Annotated in this window: 12 protein-coding genes; 9 read left to right on the forward strand and 3 right to left on the reverse strand. The window is 60.5% G+C overall.

Translation table 11 applies throughout. The features are described 5' to 3' along the window. Window positions 1–61: 61 nt before the first annotated feature. Entirely contained in the window at window positions 62–3,808 is a 3,747-nt protein-coding gene (locus ACED88_RS02535) for a multifunctional oxoglutarate decarboxylase/oxoglutarate dehydrogenase thiamine pyrophosphate-binding subunit/dihydrolipoyllysine-residue succinyltransferase subunit (RefSeq protein ID WP_449108633.1), read from the reverse strand. A 404-nt stretch (window positions 3,809–4,212) separates the two neighbouring features. On the opposite strand from ACED88_RS02535, the gene ACED88_RS02540 reads away from it, so the two are divergent. The 5 genes from ACED88_RS02540 (at window position 4,213) to ACED88_RS02560 (ending at window position 9,583) form a co-directional block, all read left to right on the forward strand. Then, complete coding sequence (locus ACED88_RS02540; protein WP_237194372.1) at window positions 4,213–5,556, forward strand: hemolysin family protein; 1,344 nt, start codon at window positions 4,213–4,215, stop codon at window positions 5,554–5,556. After that, window positions 5,553–6,638: a hemolysin family protein gene (locus ACED88_RS02545; protein ID WP_237194370.1), complete on the forward strand. Its 1,086-nt coding sequence runs from the start codon at window positions 5,553–5,555 to the stop codon at window positions 6,636–6,638. The genes ACED88_RS02540 and ACED88_RS02545 overlap by 4 nt, the downstream gene beginning before the upstream one ends. Before the next feature lie 211 nt (window positions 6,639–6,849). Continuing rightward, window positions 6,850–7,809, forward strand: a complete 960-nt coding sequence (locus tag ACED88_RS02550) for a metal ABC transporter solute-binding protein, Zn/Mn family (protein WP_449108634.1) — start codon at window positions 6,850–6,852, stop codon at window positions 7,807–7,809. Between the two features lie 5 nt (window positions 7,810–7,814). Continuing rightward, window positions 7,815–8,672, forward strand: coding sequence for a metal ABC transporter ATP-binding protein (locus ACED88_RS02555; protein ID WP_237204543.1), 858 nt, complete (start codon window positions 7,815–7,817; stop codon window positions 8,670–8,672). Continuing rightward, window positions 8,669–9,583, forward strand: a complete 915-nt coding sequence (locus ACED88_RS02560; RefSeq protein WP_237194363.1) for a metal ABC transporter permease — start codon at window positions 8,669–8,671, stop codon at window positions 9,581–9,583. Before ACED88_RS02555 ends, ACED88_RS02560 begins: the two co-directional genes overlap by 4 nt. Here the strand turns inward: ACED88_RS02560 and ACED88_RS02565 are convergent. Continuing rightward, window positions 9,555–9,989, reverse strand: coding sequence for a Fur family transcriptional regulator (locus ACED88_RS02565; RefSeq protein ID WP_237185843.1), 435 nt, complete (start codon window positions 9,987–9,989; stop codon window positions 9,555–9,557). The two genes, ACED88_RS02560 and ACED88_RS02565, sit on opposite strands and share 29 nt — an antisense overlap. A 185-nt stretch (window positions 9,990–10,174) precedes the next feature. On the opposite strand from ACED88_RS02565, the gene ACED88_RS02570 reads away from it, so the two are divergent. From ACED88_RS02570 to ACED88_RS02585, 4 genes are all read left to right on the forward strand, one after another. Further along, the gene (locus tag ACED88_RS02570; RefSeq protein ID WP_449108635.1) at window positions 10,175–10,825 is read left to right on the forward strand and encodes an MBL fold metallo-hydrolase; all 651 of its coding nucleotides are present in this window, start codon (window positions 10,175–10,177) and stop codon (window positions 10,823–10,825) included. Window positions 10,826–10,836: 11 nt separating this feature from the next. Then, on the forward strand, window positions 10,837–11,262 hold the full coding sequence (locus ACED88_RS02575; RefSeq protein WP_431463873.1) for an HIT family protein: 426 nt from the start codon (window positions 10,837–10,839) through the stop codon (window positions 11,260–11,262). Window positions 11,263–11,477: 215 nt separating this feature from the next. Next, window positions 11,478–11,939, forward strand: a complete 462-nt coding sequence (locus ACED88_RS02580; protein WP_449108636.1) for a hypothetical protein — start codon at window positions 11,478–11,480, stop codon at window positions 11,937–11,939. 3 nt (window positions 11,940–11,942) lie between these two features. Beyond that, window positions 11,943–12,149 (forward strand): helix-turn-helix transcriptional regulator, encoded by a 207-nt coding sequence (locus ACED88_RS02585; protein ID WP_237206337.1) that lies wholly within the window; start codon window positions 11,943–11,945, stop codon window positions 12,147–12,149. Window positions 12,150–12,239: 90 nt separating this feature from the next. Here ACED88_RS02585 and hrpA read toward each other — a convergent pair whose 3' ends face one another. Next, window positions 12,240–16,670 (reverse strand): ATP-dependent RNA helicase HrpA, encoded by a 4,431-nt coding sequence (hrpA, locus tag ACED88_RS02590; RefSeq protein WP_449108637.1) that lies wholly within the window; start codon window positions 16,668–16,670, stop codon window positions 12,240–12,242. Window positions 16,671–16,812 lie beyond the last annotated feature (142 nt).

The raw sequence follows: 16,812 nt of genomic DNA on the forward strand, positions 1-16,812 counted from the left end.
CGGGCAGCGCCCGGGTCTTGAAGATCAAGACCCGGGCACAAGAGCTGGGCAAAGCCCTAGCCTAGCGGTCGAATACCTCGGAGATGAGGTTATCGAGCTCACGCTGGTGACGTTTACCGGTACCGGCTGCGGGGGAAGCAGCTGCCGGGCGGGAAATCAGCTTCATACGGTAGTCAATCTGGGGGAGCAGGTTGACAGCCATGAAGGGCCACTGGCCCTGGTTGGCAGGTTCGTCCTGGGCCCAGACCAGTTCCGCATTGGGGTAGGCAGCAATCTGCTCCTTGATCTCTGCGGACGGCAGGGGGTAGAGCTGCTCGACTCGCACAATTGCGGTGCTCTTATCGCCGCGCTTAGCGCGCTCTGCTTCCAGATCGTAGTAGAGACGGCCCGAGACGAAGACCAGGCGGGTTACATCAGCGGGGTTCAGGTTACCCTGGTCCTCGATGACGGGCTTGAAGCTACCGCTGGTGAAGTCTTCAACCGACGAGGCAGCAGCCTTGAGGCGCAGCAGCTGCTTGGGGGTGATAACAATCAGCGGCTTGTGCGGACGGGAGTGGGCCTGACGGCGCAGCAGGTGGAAGTGGTTTGCCGGGGTCGAGGGAACAGCAACGGTCATGTTGTTCTCGGCGCACAGCTGCAGGTAGCGCTCCATACGGGCCGATGAGTGGTCAGGGCCCTGGCCCTCAAAACCGTGGGGGAGCAGCAGAACCAGTGAGGAACGCTGGGCCCACTTCTGCTCTGCTGACGAGATGAACTCATCAACGATGGTCTGGGCGCCGTTGGCGAAGTCACCGAACTGGGCCTCCCAGAGCACCAGGGAGTCCGGGCGTTCTACGGAGTAGCCGTACTCGAAGCCCATGACGCCGTACTCGGAGAGCAGGGAGTTGTAGATGGAGTACTTGCCCTGGGTTTCTGAGAGGTTGGCCAAGGGGTTCCACTCTTCGTCGGTCAGAGAGTCGTGGAGCACGGAGTGGCGCTGGACGAAGGTGCCGCGCTGGACGTCCTGACCGGTCAGGCGCACATCGCGGCCTTCCAGTAGCAGGGAGGCGAAGGCAGCAAGCTCGCCGAAGCCCCAGTTGATGTTGCCCTCGGTTGACATCTTGACGCGCTGTTCAAGCAGCTTCTTGAGCTTCTTGTGCACAGTGAAACCCTCGGGAATCTTGCCGAAGGCCTGACCGATCTGAGCCAGGGTCTCAGCAGAGATAGCGGTCTCGCCGGCAACGTGAACGGAGTCCTCATTCTGCTGGGCAGCAGGGCGCTCGATGTTAGAAACAGCGGCAGCGTCTGCGGTGACCAGGGGAGCGGAGGACGACTGGGCCTCGTGAGTCTCAGTGAAGATCTGCTCCAGGCGGGACTGGTAGTCCTTCAGAGCGCGCTCGGCCTCGTCCTGGGAGATGTCACCGCGACCAACTAGGGCCTCAGTGTAAATCTTGCGGGTTGAGGGAAGCTCCTCAATCTGCTGGTACATCTTGGGCTGGGTCATCGAGGGGTCATCGGCCTCGTTGTGGCCGCGGCGGCGGTAGCAGACCAGGTCGATGACGACGTCCTTGTTGAAGGCCTGACGGTAGGCGAAGGCGATGGAGCCTGCGCGGACGACGGCCTCGGGGTCATCGGCATTCACGTGCAGCACGGGAGCCTGGATCATGCGGGCGATGTCGGTGGAGTAGGTTGCGGTACGACCATCGCGCGGGGTGGTGGTGAAGCCCACCTGGTTGTTGACCACGATGTGTACGGTACCGCCGGTGGTGTAGCCCTCAAGCTTGGACATCTGCAGGGTTTCTAGCACGATGCCCTGGCCAGCGAAGGCGGCGTCACCGTGAACCAGGATCGGCAGTACAGGGTAGTTGCCGATGCCCTGTTCAGCCAGGGTGTCCTGCTTAGCGCGGACGATACCTTCGAGCACGGTATTGACGGCTTCAAGGTGGGAGGGGTTAGCGGCCAGGTAGACCTGGGTCTGGTTGCCGTTGTGGGAGGTGAAGATACCCTCGGTGCCCAGGTGGTACTTGACGTCACCGGAGCCGCCGGTCAGGCGGGGGTCCATCTGGCCCTCAAACTCGCGGAAAATCTGGGCGTAGGACTTACCCGCAATGTTGGTCAGTACGTTGAGGCGGCCGCGGTGGGCCATACCGATACCAACGCCCGAGAGGCCGGCGTCCGCTGCCTCAGAGATGACGGAGTCCAGCAGCGGAATCAGGGATTCGCCGCCTTCCAGGGAGAAGCGCTTCTGGCCCAGGTACTTGGTCTGCAGGAAGGTTTCGAAGGCCTCGGCTGCGTTCAGGGTGCCCAGCACGCGGAACTGCTCGTCGCGCGAGGGCTTGGTGTAGCCGTGCTCCAGGCGGTCCTGGAACCACTGGCGCTCTTCGGGGTTCTCGATGTGCATGTACTCCACGCCCAGGGTGCGGGTGTAGGCCTCGCGCAGCAGCTCAAGAATGGTGCGCAGGGGCAGGGATTCCTTTTCGCCGAAGCCACCGGTGGGCCAGTAGCGGTCAAGATCCCAGAGGGTCAGGCCGTAGTTCTCCAGACGCAGGTCGGGGTGAGAGAGCATCTGGTAGCCGATGGGGTTGGTCTGGGCAATCAGGTGGCCGCGCACGCGGAAAGCGTGAATGAGCTGCTGGATACGGGCAACCTTAGAAATTTCTGCTTCGGGGTTGACCTGGTTATCACGAGCCCAGCGGACGGGCTCAAAGGGAATGCGCAGATCCTCAAAAATCTGGTCGTAGAAGCCGTCGCCACCGAGCAGGTAGTGCTCCACAATCTTGAGGAACTCGCCGGAACCTGCACCCTGGATGACGCGGTGGTCGTAGGTGGAAGTGAGAGTCAGAATCTTGGAGACGCCGTTGCGGGCAATGACCTTTTCTGAGGTACCGCGGTACTCGGCGGGGTAGTCAAGGGCACCTGCACCGATGATGGCTGCCTGGCCCTTAGAGAGGCGGGGAACGGAGTGGACGGTGCCGATACCGCCGGGGTTGGTCAGTGAGACGGTGGTGCCTGCGAAGTCCTCAACGCCGAGCTTGCCCTCACGGCCGCGCTTGACGATGTCGTTGTAGGCTTCCCAGAACTCTGAGAAGGAGAGCTTCTCTGCACCCTTGATGTTGGGTACAACCAGGTTGCGGGAGCCGTCGGGGCGGGGTAGATCGATGGCCAGGCCGAAGTTAACGTGGGCGTGCTGGATAGCGGCGGGCTTGCCCTTGGCGTCCTCACCGTAGCTGACGTTCATGGAGGGGAAGGCTGCAAGAGCGCGGATGATGGCGTAGCCGATGATATGGGTGAAGGAGACCTTACCGCCGCGGGTGCGGGCCAGGTAGCTGTTGATTTCGGTGCGGTTATCGATCAGCAGCTTGGCGGGGATAGCGCGGACGGTGGTTGCGGTGGGTACGCTCAGGGACTCGTCCATGTTGGAGGCTACCGCCTTGGCGGGGCCGCGCAGGGTAACAATCTGGTCTTCTTGGGGAGCGTCGCTCACGGGTTCTTCCTTCGGGGTGGCGGGCTTGGTCGCTGCGGGGTTGCTTGCCTTGGGAGCTGCCTGCGGGGCTGACTTGGGGTCAGCTTCAGGGGCAGGGGTCTTGGGAGCGGAGGGAACGGGGGCCTTGGTGGGCTTTTCCTTCGCCGGTGCGGACGCTGCAGCGGGCGCCGGTGCCTGCTGCGAGCTGGGTGCGCTGCCGGTTGTGCCTGCCCACTGATCAAACAGGGGCCACCACGTCTCGTCGACTGAGTTGCGGTCTTGCTCGTACTTCTCAAAGAGCTCTTCGACGAGCCACTCGTTACCCGCGAACTCTTCGGGAACAGTATGTTCTGGCTGGTTTGGCACTTCTCTTACGCCTCTTCCATCTCTTGTGATTGCTGGGTGCCAAAACCGCTTTTGGCACGAGGTGGGCGGGCATCGCACACTACATTGGGCGCGTGATGTACCGCATATCTTTGTCTAGTTTAGAAGTGTTTTGGGGGTTCGTCCAACGCACTACTTTCTATGACATCTCACTGTGAGACTGTCTGGCAGAAATAGGCTGGCATTTCGCAGGGGGTGAAAGGGAGCCCACTGAGTAAAGCAAAAGTTATTCGCTAGAATTGACCACTATGGAAGACCCTTCTAGTTACTGCGCACCTTCGCAGCCCTCACGAGCGCTTTGGCGCGCATCATCCTTTAACCCGACCACGGGCGTCCGCACCTGCTGCGGCCAGCACCCCGCCCAGCAGGCGGTGAGAGCCTAAACCATGGAATGGCTCCTGCTTCTCATCGGCTTTGCCCTGATTCTGGGTACCGGCTTCTTCGTGGCCGTAGAATTTTCGCTGGTAGCCCTTGATCAGTCCAAGGTCCAGCAAGAAATTGATAGGGGAGACGCCGCGGGTGAACGAGTGCTCGCCTGCCTCAAATCCCTCTCAACCCAGCTATCAAGCTGCCAGCTGGGTATCACCATCACCACCCTGCTTACCGGTTACACCCTCGACAGCGGTATCAACGCCCTAGCCGGCGACACCATCGCGTCCTGGGGGTTGGCCCCCTCTGTGGCCTCGGCACTCACCCTGATTTTCTCTATGGGTATCGCCACCTTGCTCTCCATGATTATCGGCGAGCTGGTGCCCAAGAACCTGGCGATTGCCGAGCCCTACCGCGTGGCCCGAACCCTGGCCCCGGCCCAGCTGCTTTTCACTAAGGTGATGGGCCCCATCGTCCGCACCGCTAACGGGTCAGCAAACTGGGTACTCCACCGCTTCGGCATGGAAGCTAAGGAAGAACTCTCGGCAGCCCGTTCACCCGAAGAGCTTTCTTCAATGGTGCGCCGCTCAGCTGACCTGGGCACCTTGGACTCCGACACTGCCCGCTTCGTCGATAAGACCCTTTCCTTCGCCGAGCTCACTGCAGCAGACGTTATGACCCCGCGCCGCAAGGTCATCATGCTCGAAGATACCGCTCCTGTTAGCGATGTCATCGAGCTGGCCCGTACCACCGGCCACTCCCGCTTCCCCCTCTACCGGGAAGACCAGGACAACATCGTGGGTGTCGTGCACGTGAAGAAAGCTGTGGGCCTTCCCCTCGATAAGCGCGACACGCTGGAAGCCGGAACGCTCATGGAGGACGTGCTGCAGGTGCCCGAAACCGTGCACCTTGACTCCCTGCTCATGCAGCTACGAGAGGGCGCCCTACAGCTTGCCGTAGTGCTCGACGAATATGGCGGCACCGCCGGCATCACCACTCTTGAAGACCTAGTTGAAGAAATCGTCGGTGAAGTCTCCGATGAACACGACACCAACTCCTTTGACGAACGCCCCCTGCGCGTGGGTAACGGCGACTATATCTTCTCGGGCCTGCTCCGTCCTGATGAGGTCAAGGACTATATCGGCACCCTCGATGTGGATGATGACCCCGCCTACGAAACCATGGGCGGCTTCATGATGGACCACCTGGGCCGAGTTCCCGAAACCGGCGACGTGGTGCCCGTTGAGGGCGGACGCCTGCGCGTAGAAAAGATGGAACAGCGCCGGGTTGACCGCATCCGCTTTATTCCCGAAGCCCTCACCACAGATGACCTCGCCGCTCGAAAGGAGGGGGCCCGATGAACGACTGGGTAGCTATCGCCCTGCTCTTTGTGCTCCTTGCCGGTAACGCCTTTTTCGTGGCCGGTGAGTTCGCCATTATGTCGACCCGCCGCTCCCAGATTGAGCCGCTGGCTGAGACCGGTAATAAGCGCGCGGTCACCGTACTTTATGCGTTGGAGAACGTCTCGCTCATGCTGGCTACCTGCCAGCTGGGTATTACCGTCTGCTCCCTGCTGATTTTGAATGTTTCAGAGCCGGCCCTGCACCACCTGGTGTCTGCACCCCTGGAAAGCTGGGGCATTCCTTACGAGGTGGCTAGCGCTGTAGGCTTTGCCTTCGCGCTGATTCTGGTGACCTACCTGCACGTTATCTTCGGCGAGATGGTGCCCAAGAATATGGCGGTATCGCTGGCTGCCCAGGGCGTTGCCCTGTGGATTGCCCCGCCCCTGGTCACGGTCTCGCGGGTGCTCAAGCCCCTGGTGGGCTTCCTCAACTGGATTGCCGACCACACCCTGCGCCTGATGAAGGTAGAACCTAAGGCCGAGGTGGCCTCAACCTTCACCCTTGATGAGCTTCAAAGCATTGTGGCTCAATCAACCGCAGAGGGAACCGTGGACGACGGCTCCGGTGTGCTGTCTGGCGCCCTGGAATTCAGCTCGAAGACCGTTGCTGAGATTATGGTGCCCAGTGACCAGCTGGTTACCATGAACTTCCCCTGTACGCCCGCTGAGCTGGAAAAGGCTGTTGCCCACACCGGCTACTCCCGCTTCGTGATGAAGGACGAGCAAGACGGCACCTACATGGGCTACCTGCACATCAAGGACGCCCTGGTCTACGAAGCTGACCGCATGGACCAGCCCATTGCCTGGTCTAAGCTACGTCAGATGTCGATCGTCAAGCCTGACACCGACATCGATGAGGCTCTTGCCACCATGCAGCGCAATCGGGCCCACGTCTCCCACGTGGTTGACGCCCAGGGTCAGAGTGTTGGCGTGCTCTTCTTGGAAGACGTCCTCGAAGAACTGGTCGGTGAAATTAAGGACACCACCCAGGAGCACGTGCGCCGCCGCGAGGAGGCCGCTTCAAAGCACAGCGCCGACTAGTTTCCTCTAGCTAGCTACCGGTTTCTGCCGGTGCGCGGACGCCCGCCTCGCCTTTCCTGCCCCGTGGCAGGGAAGATAGGGCGGGCGTCCTTTTATTCCTAGCGTGGAGCGGATGTGATGCGGTGTACCTGCTTTTTATTTGCGAACCGTTCGCAGAAAGGAGTAGGCTGGCAGAAGCCCTATCCCTTACTCTGTACCAAAGGACAGCGCCATGCGAAAGATTTTCCCCACCGTCTCACTGCTTGCCGTATCGGCGCTGGCCCTCTCTGCCTGCGGGTCAAGCGGGACGAGCGCGTCCTCGTCCTCAAACGACGGAACCCTGCAGGTCGTCACCACCACCGACGTCTATGCCGATGTGGTGGCAGCAGTCGGCGGCGATAAGGTAGAGGTCACCCCGCTCATCGCCTCAACCGCTGTGGACCCCCACTCCTACGAAGCCACCAGCCAGGACCGCCTGACCGTAAAAGACGCTGACCTGGTTGTCGTCAACGGCGGCGGCTACGACACCTTCCTCACCGAAATGGCCGGCACCGATAACCCCGACCAGATCGTGGTGAACGCGGTAGAACTCTCGGGCCTCTTTAGCGCCGACGACCTGGCCCACATGGCAGAAGAGCACAGCTCCACCGGTGAAGACCACTCTGACCACGTGCACTCCTACAACGAGCACGTCTGGTACGACCTGGACACCATGAAGAAGGTAGCTGATCAGGTGGCAGCCGACCTGGCTGAGCTCGACCCCGCCAACGCTGACGCCTACACTAGCGCAGCTGCCACCTTCTCCACCGATGCTGACCAGCTACTTGACCGTCTCAAGGCTATCGACACCGAAGAGCGTACCTACCTGGCGACCGAGCCGGTCTCGGGCTACATGCTGGAGGACGCCGGCTTCACCGACTCCACCCCGGCAGATTTGATCGCAGCGGTCGATAGCGAAAGCGATATCGCCCCCCTGACCCTGCAGGAAGCCAAAGACGCCCTCACCGGCGGCAGCATCGACCTGCTGGCCTTCAACGAGCAGACCCAGACCGCCCAGACCACCGAAATCTATACCTTCGCTCAGGAAGCCGGAGTTGCCAGTGTCTCCTTCACCGAGACCCTGCCCGAGAACACCGGCTACGTGGACTGGATGACCCAGAACATCGACAACCTAGAAAAGGCAGTAGCATAAAGCCTATGGCTCACTCTTCTACCCAGCTCGCCCCCGCCCTTACGGTGACCGGGGGCGGGCTTTCCTTTGGCCACCGTACCCTGTGGCAGGATCTCAACCTCACCGTCGAACAGGGCGAATATTTTGCCGTCCTGGGGCCCAATGGCTCGGGCAAATCGACCTTTATCAAGGTCATTTTGGGTCTGACCCAGCTGAGCGCCGGCAAAATTTCGGTTCTGGGTGCCCCTGCCCGCCTGGGGAACCCCGGCGTCGGCTACATTCCCCAGCAGAAGGCAATTGGTACCGAGATGCCCCTGCGGGCCCGCGATTTTGTGGGGCTGGGAGTGGACGGCCACCGCTGGGGCTTCCGCGTGAAGAACCGGGCCTACCGGGAGAAGGTTGACTCCCTGCTCGATGCGGTTGGTGCCAGCGACTACGCCAATGTGCCGGTGGGGCTTCTATCGGGCGGCGAGCAGCAGCGCCTGCGTATCGCCCAGGCCCTTGCCAATGACCCCAAGATTATCCTGGCAGATGAGGCCCTGCTTTCTTTGGACCTCAACCACCAGTACGCTGTCTCAGACCTGATTCACCGCTACAACCGGGATCACGGAGCTACGGTCGTTTTCGTGACCCACGAAATCAACCCCATCATCGACCATGTAGACCGCCTGCTCTACCTCGCGGGAGGACGCTTCACCGTGGGGTCGGTGGAGCAGGTTATGCGGAGCGAGGTGCTCACCGACCTCTACCAGACTCCGGTATCGGTGATACAGACCAACGGCCGCTACGTGGTGGTGGGCGGCGAGCACGGGGAGCACCACTGCGCCCTAGAAACCGACCACCCCCAGCTACTTGCACCCGCGAAAGGGGTAGATAACCGATGACTTTTGCGGACTTTATGGGCAAGGTCTTTGTCTTTGACCGCTACGGTGAGCTGGTGGCCCTGCTGAGCCAGTCCATTATCGCCGGGGCTATCTTGGGTGTGATCGGTGGCTTTGTAGGCCTCTTTGTGATGCTCCGCCGTCACGCTTTTGCGGTGCACGCCATCGCCGAGATGTCTTTTGCTGGAGCTGCCCTCTTCCTACTCCTGGGCTATAACGTGGTCACCGGTTCCCTGGTGGGCTCCATTATCTCTGCCCTCTTGATTGCCCTGATGGGCGCCCGGGCCCACGAAAACGATTCTATTATCGGTGCACTGATGCCCTTTGGGCTGGGGCTGGGAATCCTCTTTCTCTCCCTCTACTCGGGCAGAGCAGCTAACAAATTCTCGCTGCTGACCGGCCAAATCGTTTCAGTTGACTCTGCCCAACTGACCTCTATGATCATCGGCGGGGTGGTGATTATTGCGGCCCTGGCTATCATGTGGCGGCCGCTCATGTTCGCCTCGCTTGACCCGGTGGTTGCCTCAGCCAAGGGGGTGCCGCTGAAGGCCCTTTCCATTGCTTTCATGATTGTGCTGGGTATTGCCACAGCCCTGTCGGTGCAGGTGGTGGGCTCCCTGCTGGTTCTGGCCCTGCTGATTACCCCGGCAGCGGCAGCCCTGCAAATCACAGCCTCGCCCCTGCGCGCTCTAATTCTTTCAGTGCTCTTTGCAGAAACAGCCATGGTGGGCGGTATTCTTCTGGCTCTGGCAGGCTCCCTGCCTATCAGCCCCTACGTGACCACCCTGTCTTTCCTCATCTTCGTGGTCTGCCGCCTGGTACGAGCCGTCCGTCAGCGCTACTCAGCATCGGGGCGCGTCCGCTCATCTGAAGCCGCAGCAGCACCTAGCCCTGCTGGTGGGCAGAGCAGTTAGAGCAGACCCCGGTAATCTCAATGACGTGCTTGACCTCGGTGTAGCCGTTCTTTGCCGCAATCGCCAGGGCTAGCTCTTCAAGCTCGGGAATCTCAAATTCCCGGGCAGCCCCACAGATACGGCAGAGCAGGTGATGGTGGTGGTGCTCGGAGTCGCAGCGGCGGTAGATAGCTTCGCCGTCCTCGGTCTTGAGGGCCTCTACCTCACCGGTGCCCACCATGGACTGCAAGAGACGGTAGGTGGTTGCCAGCGACACCTTATCGCCGCGCGAGAGCATGAGCTGGTGCAGGTCTTGAGCAGAAATAAAGTCTTCGAGGGTTTCGAGGGTTGCGGTGACTGCCCGGCGCTGTTTAGTGTTGCGGATTTCGGTGGGCTTGCTGGCTGACGACGCTGAGTTGGTGTTCACGGGTCATTCCCTCGTCTAAAATCGGTCTCTCTCTGTGCCTACTGTACACCAGGTTCCCCGGGGCAGAAACGGCCCTCGCGCGGGGCGAAAAACAACGTTTTCACGTAACAGCGTATGTGTTCAGCAGAAAGAAACCGTCAGCTCCAACTAGTCTGACTGTGGTGGGAGCTACTAGGGTGGTAGGTATGAAACTTACGAAATACACCCACTCCTGCGTCAGGCTCGAAAAGGACGGCGCCGTGCTGGTGCTCGACCCCGGCAACTTCTCCGAGGTCGAGCAGGCACTGGATGGGGCCCACCATATTCTGGTCACCCACGTGCACCCCGATCACTTCGACGAGGGCAAGGTGGTTGCTTTTCTGCGAGAAAACCCGCAGGCCACCATTCACGCCCCCGCCGCAGTGGTCGATGCTGTGCTGGCGGCCCTGCCCGAGGCTCTTGCAAAGTCGGTGGAAGCTGATGGGGAGCTGACTCTCTCGTCCTTCTCTATCAAAACCTTCGGTGGCAACCACGCTGTCATCCACCCCCTGCTGCCGGTGATTGATAACGTGGGCTACCTGATTGACGATAACCTCTTCCACCCAGGGGATTCTTTTGTGGTGCCCCACGGCATTGAGGTGGGCACTCTGCTGGTGCCGATTCACGCTCCCTGGAACAAGATCCAGGAGGTCATTGACTTCATTATCGCTGTGCGTGCCCCGCGGGCCTTCCAGATTCATGATTCACTGCTTGCTGAAAACGGTCGAAACATGATTGTTGGCCATGCAACCAACTTTGGTCAGAAGTACGGCACCACCTTTGAGTACCTGGCCCCCGGCCAGTCTGTAGAGATTTAGGAGTAAGCCCCATGAGCACTGTTTTTACCAAGATTATTAACCGCGAGCTGCCCGGCCGTTTTATCTGGGAGGACGAGCAGGTAGTTGCCTTCTTGACTATTGAGCCCTTCCAGTATGGCCATACTCTGGTGGTTCCCAAGGCTGAGATTGACCACTGGGTTGACCTGCCCGAGGAGCTCTCTGCCCATCTCTTTGACGTGGCTCAGAAGGTATCGAAGGGCCTGATGAAGGCTTTTGAGCCCACCCGTGTGGGCATGATTATTGCCGGTTTTGATGTGCCCCATACCCATATTCATGTGTGGCCCGCTGTTGACCAGAGCGAGTTCACTTTCGAACAGGCTAACCGTAACCCCGATGCAGCTGCCATGGACGAGGCTGCTGAAAAGCTGCGGGCAGCCCTGACCGAGCTGGGCTACGGCGACTCGGTAGCTTCCTAGCCCTCCGCCAGGTAGGTACCATCTAAATCAGAAAAACCCACCAACTAGGTGGGTTTTTCTGATTTAGATGGTCTTTTCTGGTGTAGTGGCTGAGTGTCTGGGGCGTAGGGGCCGACGGCCTAAAAATAAGTAAAGTGTGTTTGACATAGCTTCGCGCCTGTATGTAAAGTTTATTTCACATCAACTGTAAAGTAACCTTTACATAAGGAGATAGCATGAGCATCGACAAGACCCAAAGCACCTGGGGCCGTTCTCGCTTCGGTGGTAGCCAAGCAACCCTGATACTTGTCAGTATTCTGGGTGCAACTGCACTGGCCCAGCTACTGGCCTGGGGCATTATTGTCATTAGTTCTGAGCAGGTCACCTGGTGGTGGGTGCCGGTTGCCTCGTTAGCTTTTGTTCCGGTGTTAGCCGCCACCTTTTGGGCGCTTCTGGTCGACCGAAACACCGTCAAAGGAGCCACTCGCAACCCAGAATCCAGCATCGAAAACCACTGGTACGGAAAGGCCGCAGAAACTACCTTTCACCTCATGATTGCAGTGATGGGGCTGGGTGCCGGGGCTTTCGCTATCTTCGACTGGCAGGTATCGCCGGCCCTTCTGCTGACCTCCGTCACCGTACTTGCCATGCTGGTCTTCCTTGTGAGCTACCAGGTCTACAAGCGTAAGGATGCATAGCCTGTGCAGAACCAGCTCAAAGAACTACGTGCTGAGCGGGGCTACTCTCAGCAGCAGCTCGCCGACGTGCTCGGAGTGTCACGCCAGACCGTCATCTCAATTGAGAAAGGACGTTTTGACCCGTCCCTGCCCCTGGCCTTCCAGCTTGCTGAAGTTTTCGGTTGCCGGATCGAGGATATTTTCTTCCCCGATGCTCCCGAGAACAACTAGAAGAGAGAAATGACCAGGAAAATCGGAAAAACCCACCAACTAGGTGGGTTTTTCTGATTTAGATGGTACCTAGGGCAAGGACGGGCGGGCCTAGGCGTTCTTGATGGCCTCCATAGCCTCACGCAGGGCCTTAGCCACCCGCTTCTCGCTGACGGTGTAGGCGGTGCCGAGTTCCTGGGCGAAGAAGCTCACGCGCAGTTCCTCAATCATCCAGCCGACCTGCTCCAGCTCGGGAGTCGGCACCGTACCCCCTGGCAGGGACTGCACAGCCTTATCGTAGGCGTCCTCAAGTTCCTGCACGGTCAGCATGAGCTGGTTATCCCGGTTGACGTTCGGCCCCAGCTTCTCAATGCGCTTGGTAATGGCCTTAAGGTAGCGGGGCAGATGATGAAGCTGCACCGCACCGGTGGACGCCACAAAGCCCGGGTAAACCAGGTTCTCCAGCTGGCTCTTCATATCGCTCATGGCATGAATAACCGCCAGGGAGGTGGACTTCTTAATGAGCTTCTGTACCTTAGCCGTCTCAGAGAGAATATCGGCTACCAGCTTGGTGATCACAAAGACCGTATCAATCAGCTCAGCCCGCACGCTGTTATATAGGGCGGTGTAGGCCTCCCGGGTAAAGGGCGGGGTAGCTGGGGTGAGCTGGTCGATTGCCGCGACCGTACAGTCACTAATCAAGGAGTCAATTGACCCGTGGGGGTTCTGGGTGAAGACCAGTTTTTCCCGGTTATTCAGGTGCTCAGAGACGTAGCGCTCAGGTGAGGGGGTGTTGAGCTTGAGCAGACGGATGACGCCCCCGCGCTGGGCGGCGGTGGCCTCAGCCTCGGTGGGGAAGATCCGCACCGCCACGCTTGAACCCTCGTCAACCAGGGCCGGGTAGCCGGCGACAGTCTGGGTGGCAATCACTCGTTCGACCTTGCGGGGCAGATCCTGCTCCGGCCAGTCGGTCAGTCCTGAAACCTCCCGCACAGCCTTGCTGCCGGGGCCCACCGGGGTGGAGGCCTGGGCCCCCTTGGCCCCGGGCACGAGGCTACCAGCGGTGCTGGGAGCTGCAGGGGGCACTGACTTGCTACCGGCGTCCTGGCCCCCCTTCTTACCTGCAGCAAGAGCCGCCATCTTGCCCATTGTCTCGGGGCTAGCGCCAAGTGAGGCAGCTAGGGCGGAGCGAATTTCAGCGTGCAGGAGCCCCCGGAGTTCAACCAGATCCTTACCTTCACCCAGAATCTTGTTCTGGTGGTTGCGCACCTGGAAGGTAAAGCGCAGGTGCTCGGGTACAGCCTCCCAATTAAACTCGGCGGGGTCTACCACGTGCCCCCGCAGGCGGCGCAGCACCAGGGCCAGGGACTCGGTGAGCGAGTCGGTGGCGGGGGAGTAGTCGGCGTTCAGCTTTTCGACTGCCTGGCGGGCAACGTCCGGGGCGGGAACAAAGTTCTTCCGGATCTGCTTGGGCAGGGACTTGATGAGGGCCGTCACCAGTTCCTCACGCAAACCGGGAATCAGCCACTGGAAAGGAGCCGGTTCAAGCTGACCCAAGAAAAGCACCGGAACCTGCACCGCGATACCGTCCGTCTGCGTCTGAGAGGAGCGCACCCCGCCAATCTGCACGGTCGGGGCGTACTCGTAGCGCAGATCCAGGGCAAGCTCCCCGCCAGAGGTGCGGGCTATCCAGGTGCGGGGGAAGAGGGATTCGTCGTAGTCAGCTGCCTCTTCATCAATCAGGTTCTCGGGGGTGAAGTCGAGCAGGTGCTCGTTGACCCGGCGCTCATCCTTCCACCAGCGGTCAAAGTGGCGCTCAGAGACGACGTGCTCGGGTATGCGGGCGTTGTAAAAGTCAAACAGAACAGCGTCGTCCACGCGCAGGTCGCGGCGGCGCAGGCGAGCCTCAAGCTCCTCAACCTCAGCCAGAGCCTTCTGATTGCGGGCAAAGAAGCGGTGACGGGTCTGCCAGTCACCCTCCACCAGGGCAGACTGAATAAAGATTTCGCGGGCAGCTACCGGGTCAACCCGCCAGTACTGGATACGGCGGTCGGCAATGATGGGTAGACCGAAGAGGGTGACCTTCTCGTGGGCAAGCACAGAGCCCTGACGGGACGACCAGTGCGGATCAGAGTAGGAATGCTTGAGCAAGGGGCCAGCTAGCTCCTCAACCCACTCGGGCTCAATCTGGGCATTCACCCGCGCCCAGAGACGGGAGGTCTCCACCAGCTCGGCAGACACCAGCCAGACCGGGTTCTTCTTAAAGAGAGCAGAACCGGGGAAAATCGCAAAACGGGTGCCGCGGGCGCCCCGGTACTCGTGGCGGTTCTGCTCATCCTGCATACCGATATGCGACAGCAGACCAGAGAGCAGGGACTTATGCACCTCGGTCTCACTGGCAGCCGGGTCGATTTCACGCCCGCCCTCTACCGTGATACCGGCTGACCGGCCAATTTCCCGCAGCTGGGCAAAGAGATCCTGCCACTCCCGAATACGCAGGAAGTTCAGGTACTCCCTGTGGCACATCTTGCGGAACTGACTCGATGACAGCTCTGCCTGCTTCTCATTGATGTACTGCCAGAGCAAGAGGAAGGAGGTGAAGTCGGACTTCTCATCCTTATAGCGGGCGTGCAGGGAATCGGCTTCGCCCCGGTGCTCGGAGGGGCGCTCGCGGGGGTCCTGAATGGTCAGGGCAGCAGCCAACACCATAATTTCCTTAGCCACCCCGCGCTTGGAGCCCTCAACAATCATGCGGGCCAGGCGGGGGTCAACCGGCAGGGCCGCCATAGCCCGTCCGGCCGCAGTCAGCGGTGAGGACGGACGCCGCCCCCCTCTACCGCGTGCCCCGCGCGTATCGCGGGGGAGGGCGTCCGCCCCATCACGGCCGGGGGTAGCAAGAGCTCCTAGCTCGCGTAGCAGGTTGACGCCGTCGTTGATGGCGCGGGTTTCGGGCGGCTGAACGAAGGGGAACTTCTCAATATCGGCGGGGGACTTGACCACGCCGATTGCGGTCATCTGCAGAATGACCGCGGCCAGGTTGGTGCGGAGAATCTCGGGGTCGGTGAACTCGGCCCGGGCCTGGAAGTCCTCTTCGGAGTAGAGACGGATAGCGATACCGTCAGAGACACGGCCACAACGGCCCGAACGCTGATTGGCTGAGGCCTGCGAAATACGCTCGATGGGCAGGCGCTGCACCTTGGTCCGCGCGGAGTAGCGCGAGATACGGGCGGTGCCGGTATCGATCACGTACTTGATGCCGGGCACGGTCAGGGAGGTTTCAGCCACGTTGGTTGCCAGCACGATGCGGGGCCGGCCACCGGGTTTGAAAACCCTGTGCTGCTCGGCCATCGACAGGCGGGCGTAGAGGGGTAGTACCTCGTAGTCGGCCAGGCGGCGGGTGGATCGCACCATATCCTCGATAGCGTCGGCGGCGTCGCGGATCTCGCGCTCGCCCGAGAAGAAAATCAGAATGTCGCCGGGGGCCTCTTCGGAAAGCTCCCGGATGGCATCAAGTACGCCCTCAATCGGGTCACGGTCGTCGTCCTCGAGGCCGTCACCGGCGTCCGCCTCGTCTTCCCCGCCGTCGCCGGTGCGGGGTTCGCTCAAGGGGCGGTAGCGGATTTCGACCGGGTAGGTACGGCCGGAGACCTCAATGATGGGCGGGGCGTCATCGGGCAGGGTTGCCTCGGCGATTTCTTTTTCTTCGGGGCTGAGGCTGTCATCGACGATGCCGACACCGGGCACAAAGCTGGGGGAGAAGTGGCGGGCAAAACGCTCAGGGTCGATGGTGGCTGAGGTAATGACGATTTTTAGGTCGGGGCGCTGCGGCATAATGCGCTTGAGATAGCCCAGAATGAAGTCAATGTTGAGGGAACGCTCGTGGGCCTCATCAATGATGATGGCCGAGTACTGGCGCAGTAGCCGGTCGTTCTGAATTTCGGCCAGCAGAATACCGTCGGTCATGAGCTTGATAGCGGAGCCTTCGCCCACCTCTGAGGTGAAGCGCACCTGGTAGCCCACCGTTTCGCCGATTGTCTGCCCCAGTTCTTCGGCGATGCGTTCAGCCACCGACCGGGCAGCCAGACGGCGGGGCTGGGTATGGCCAATCATGCCCTTTTCCGCTAGACCCAGTTCAAGGAGCATTTTGGGGAGCTGGGTGGTCTTACCCGAGCCGGTTTCACCCGCGACGATGGTGACCTGGTTGTCGCGAATGGCTGCCATGATGTCGTCCCGGCGGGCAGAGACGGGCAGAGCCTCGGGATAGGTGATTTTTTCGGGAATCAGCGGGGTGTAGGGGCGGCGCTGGTTCGCTTTCTTCCCGCCCTGCTTGCCCCGGGGGGCTGCGCTGCGGCCGCGACGCTGGGAGCGGGCGGGTGCGTCCGCCCCCTCACGAGATCCGGAAGCCTGCTTCTCCCTGCCACCGCGTTTTCCGGCGGTCTGGGGTTCGGTGGGCTCGGATGCGCGGACGCCCGCGCCGTGCATAGCAGCGGCGATAGCGGAAAGGGGCTGGGCGGGAGTGCGGGAAGAATCTGAACTAGACATACTGCCCTCTATTTTAGGGCAGAGCCGGTGCGAACGGTCAGGTTTCACTGGGCGCGTGAAGACTATCGACTATAGTCGATAAAAATATCAAAAAAAGAAGTTTATCGACTATAGTCGATAAACTTTCGGTTCGTTGGTGTGA

It is taken from the genome of Rothia sp. 11273D007AR (genome assembly GCF_053547255.1).

Excerpts from the sequence above, each read along its gene's own strand:
- ACED88_RS02555 (WP_237204543.1), top strand. The coding sequence starts at position 7,815 with ATGGCTCACTCTTCTACCCAGCTCGCCCCCGCCCTTACGGTGACCGGG.
- ACED88_RS02540 (WP_237194372.1), top strand. The coding sequence starts at position 4,213 with ATGGAATGGCTCCTGCTTCTCATCGGCTTTGCCCTGATTCTGGGTACC.
- ACED88_RS02575 (WP_431463873.1), top strand. The coding sequence starts at position 10,837 with ATGAGCACTGTTTTTACCAAGATTATTAACCGCGAGCTGCCCGGCCGT.
- ACED88_RS02580 (WP_449108636.1), top strand. The coding sequence starts at position 11,478 with ATGAGCATCGACAAGACCCAAAGCACCTGGGGCCGTTCTCGCTTCGGT.
- ACED88_RS02545 (WP_237194370.1), top strand. The coding sequence starts at position 5,553 with ATGAACGACTGGGTAGCTATCGCCCTGCTCTTTGTGCTCCTTGCCGGT.
- ACED88_RS02560 (WP_237194363.1), top strand. The coding sequence starts at position 8,669 with ATGACTTTTGCGGACTTTATGGGCAAGGTCTTTGTCTTTGACCGCTAC.
- ACED88_RS02550 (WP_449108634.1), top strand. The coding sequence starts at position 6,850 with ATGCGAAAGATTTTCCCCACCGTCTCACTGCTTGCCGTATCGGCGCTG.
- hrpA (WP_449108637.1), bottom strand. The coding sequence starts at position 16,670 with ATGTCTAGTTCAGATTCTTCCCGCACTCCCGCCCAGCCCCTTTCCGCT.
- ACED88_RS02570 (WP_449108635.1), top strand. The coding sequence starts at position 10,175 with ATGAAACTTACGAAATACACCCACTCCTGCGTCAGGCTCGAAAAGGAC.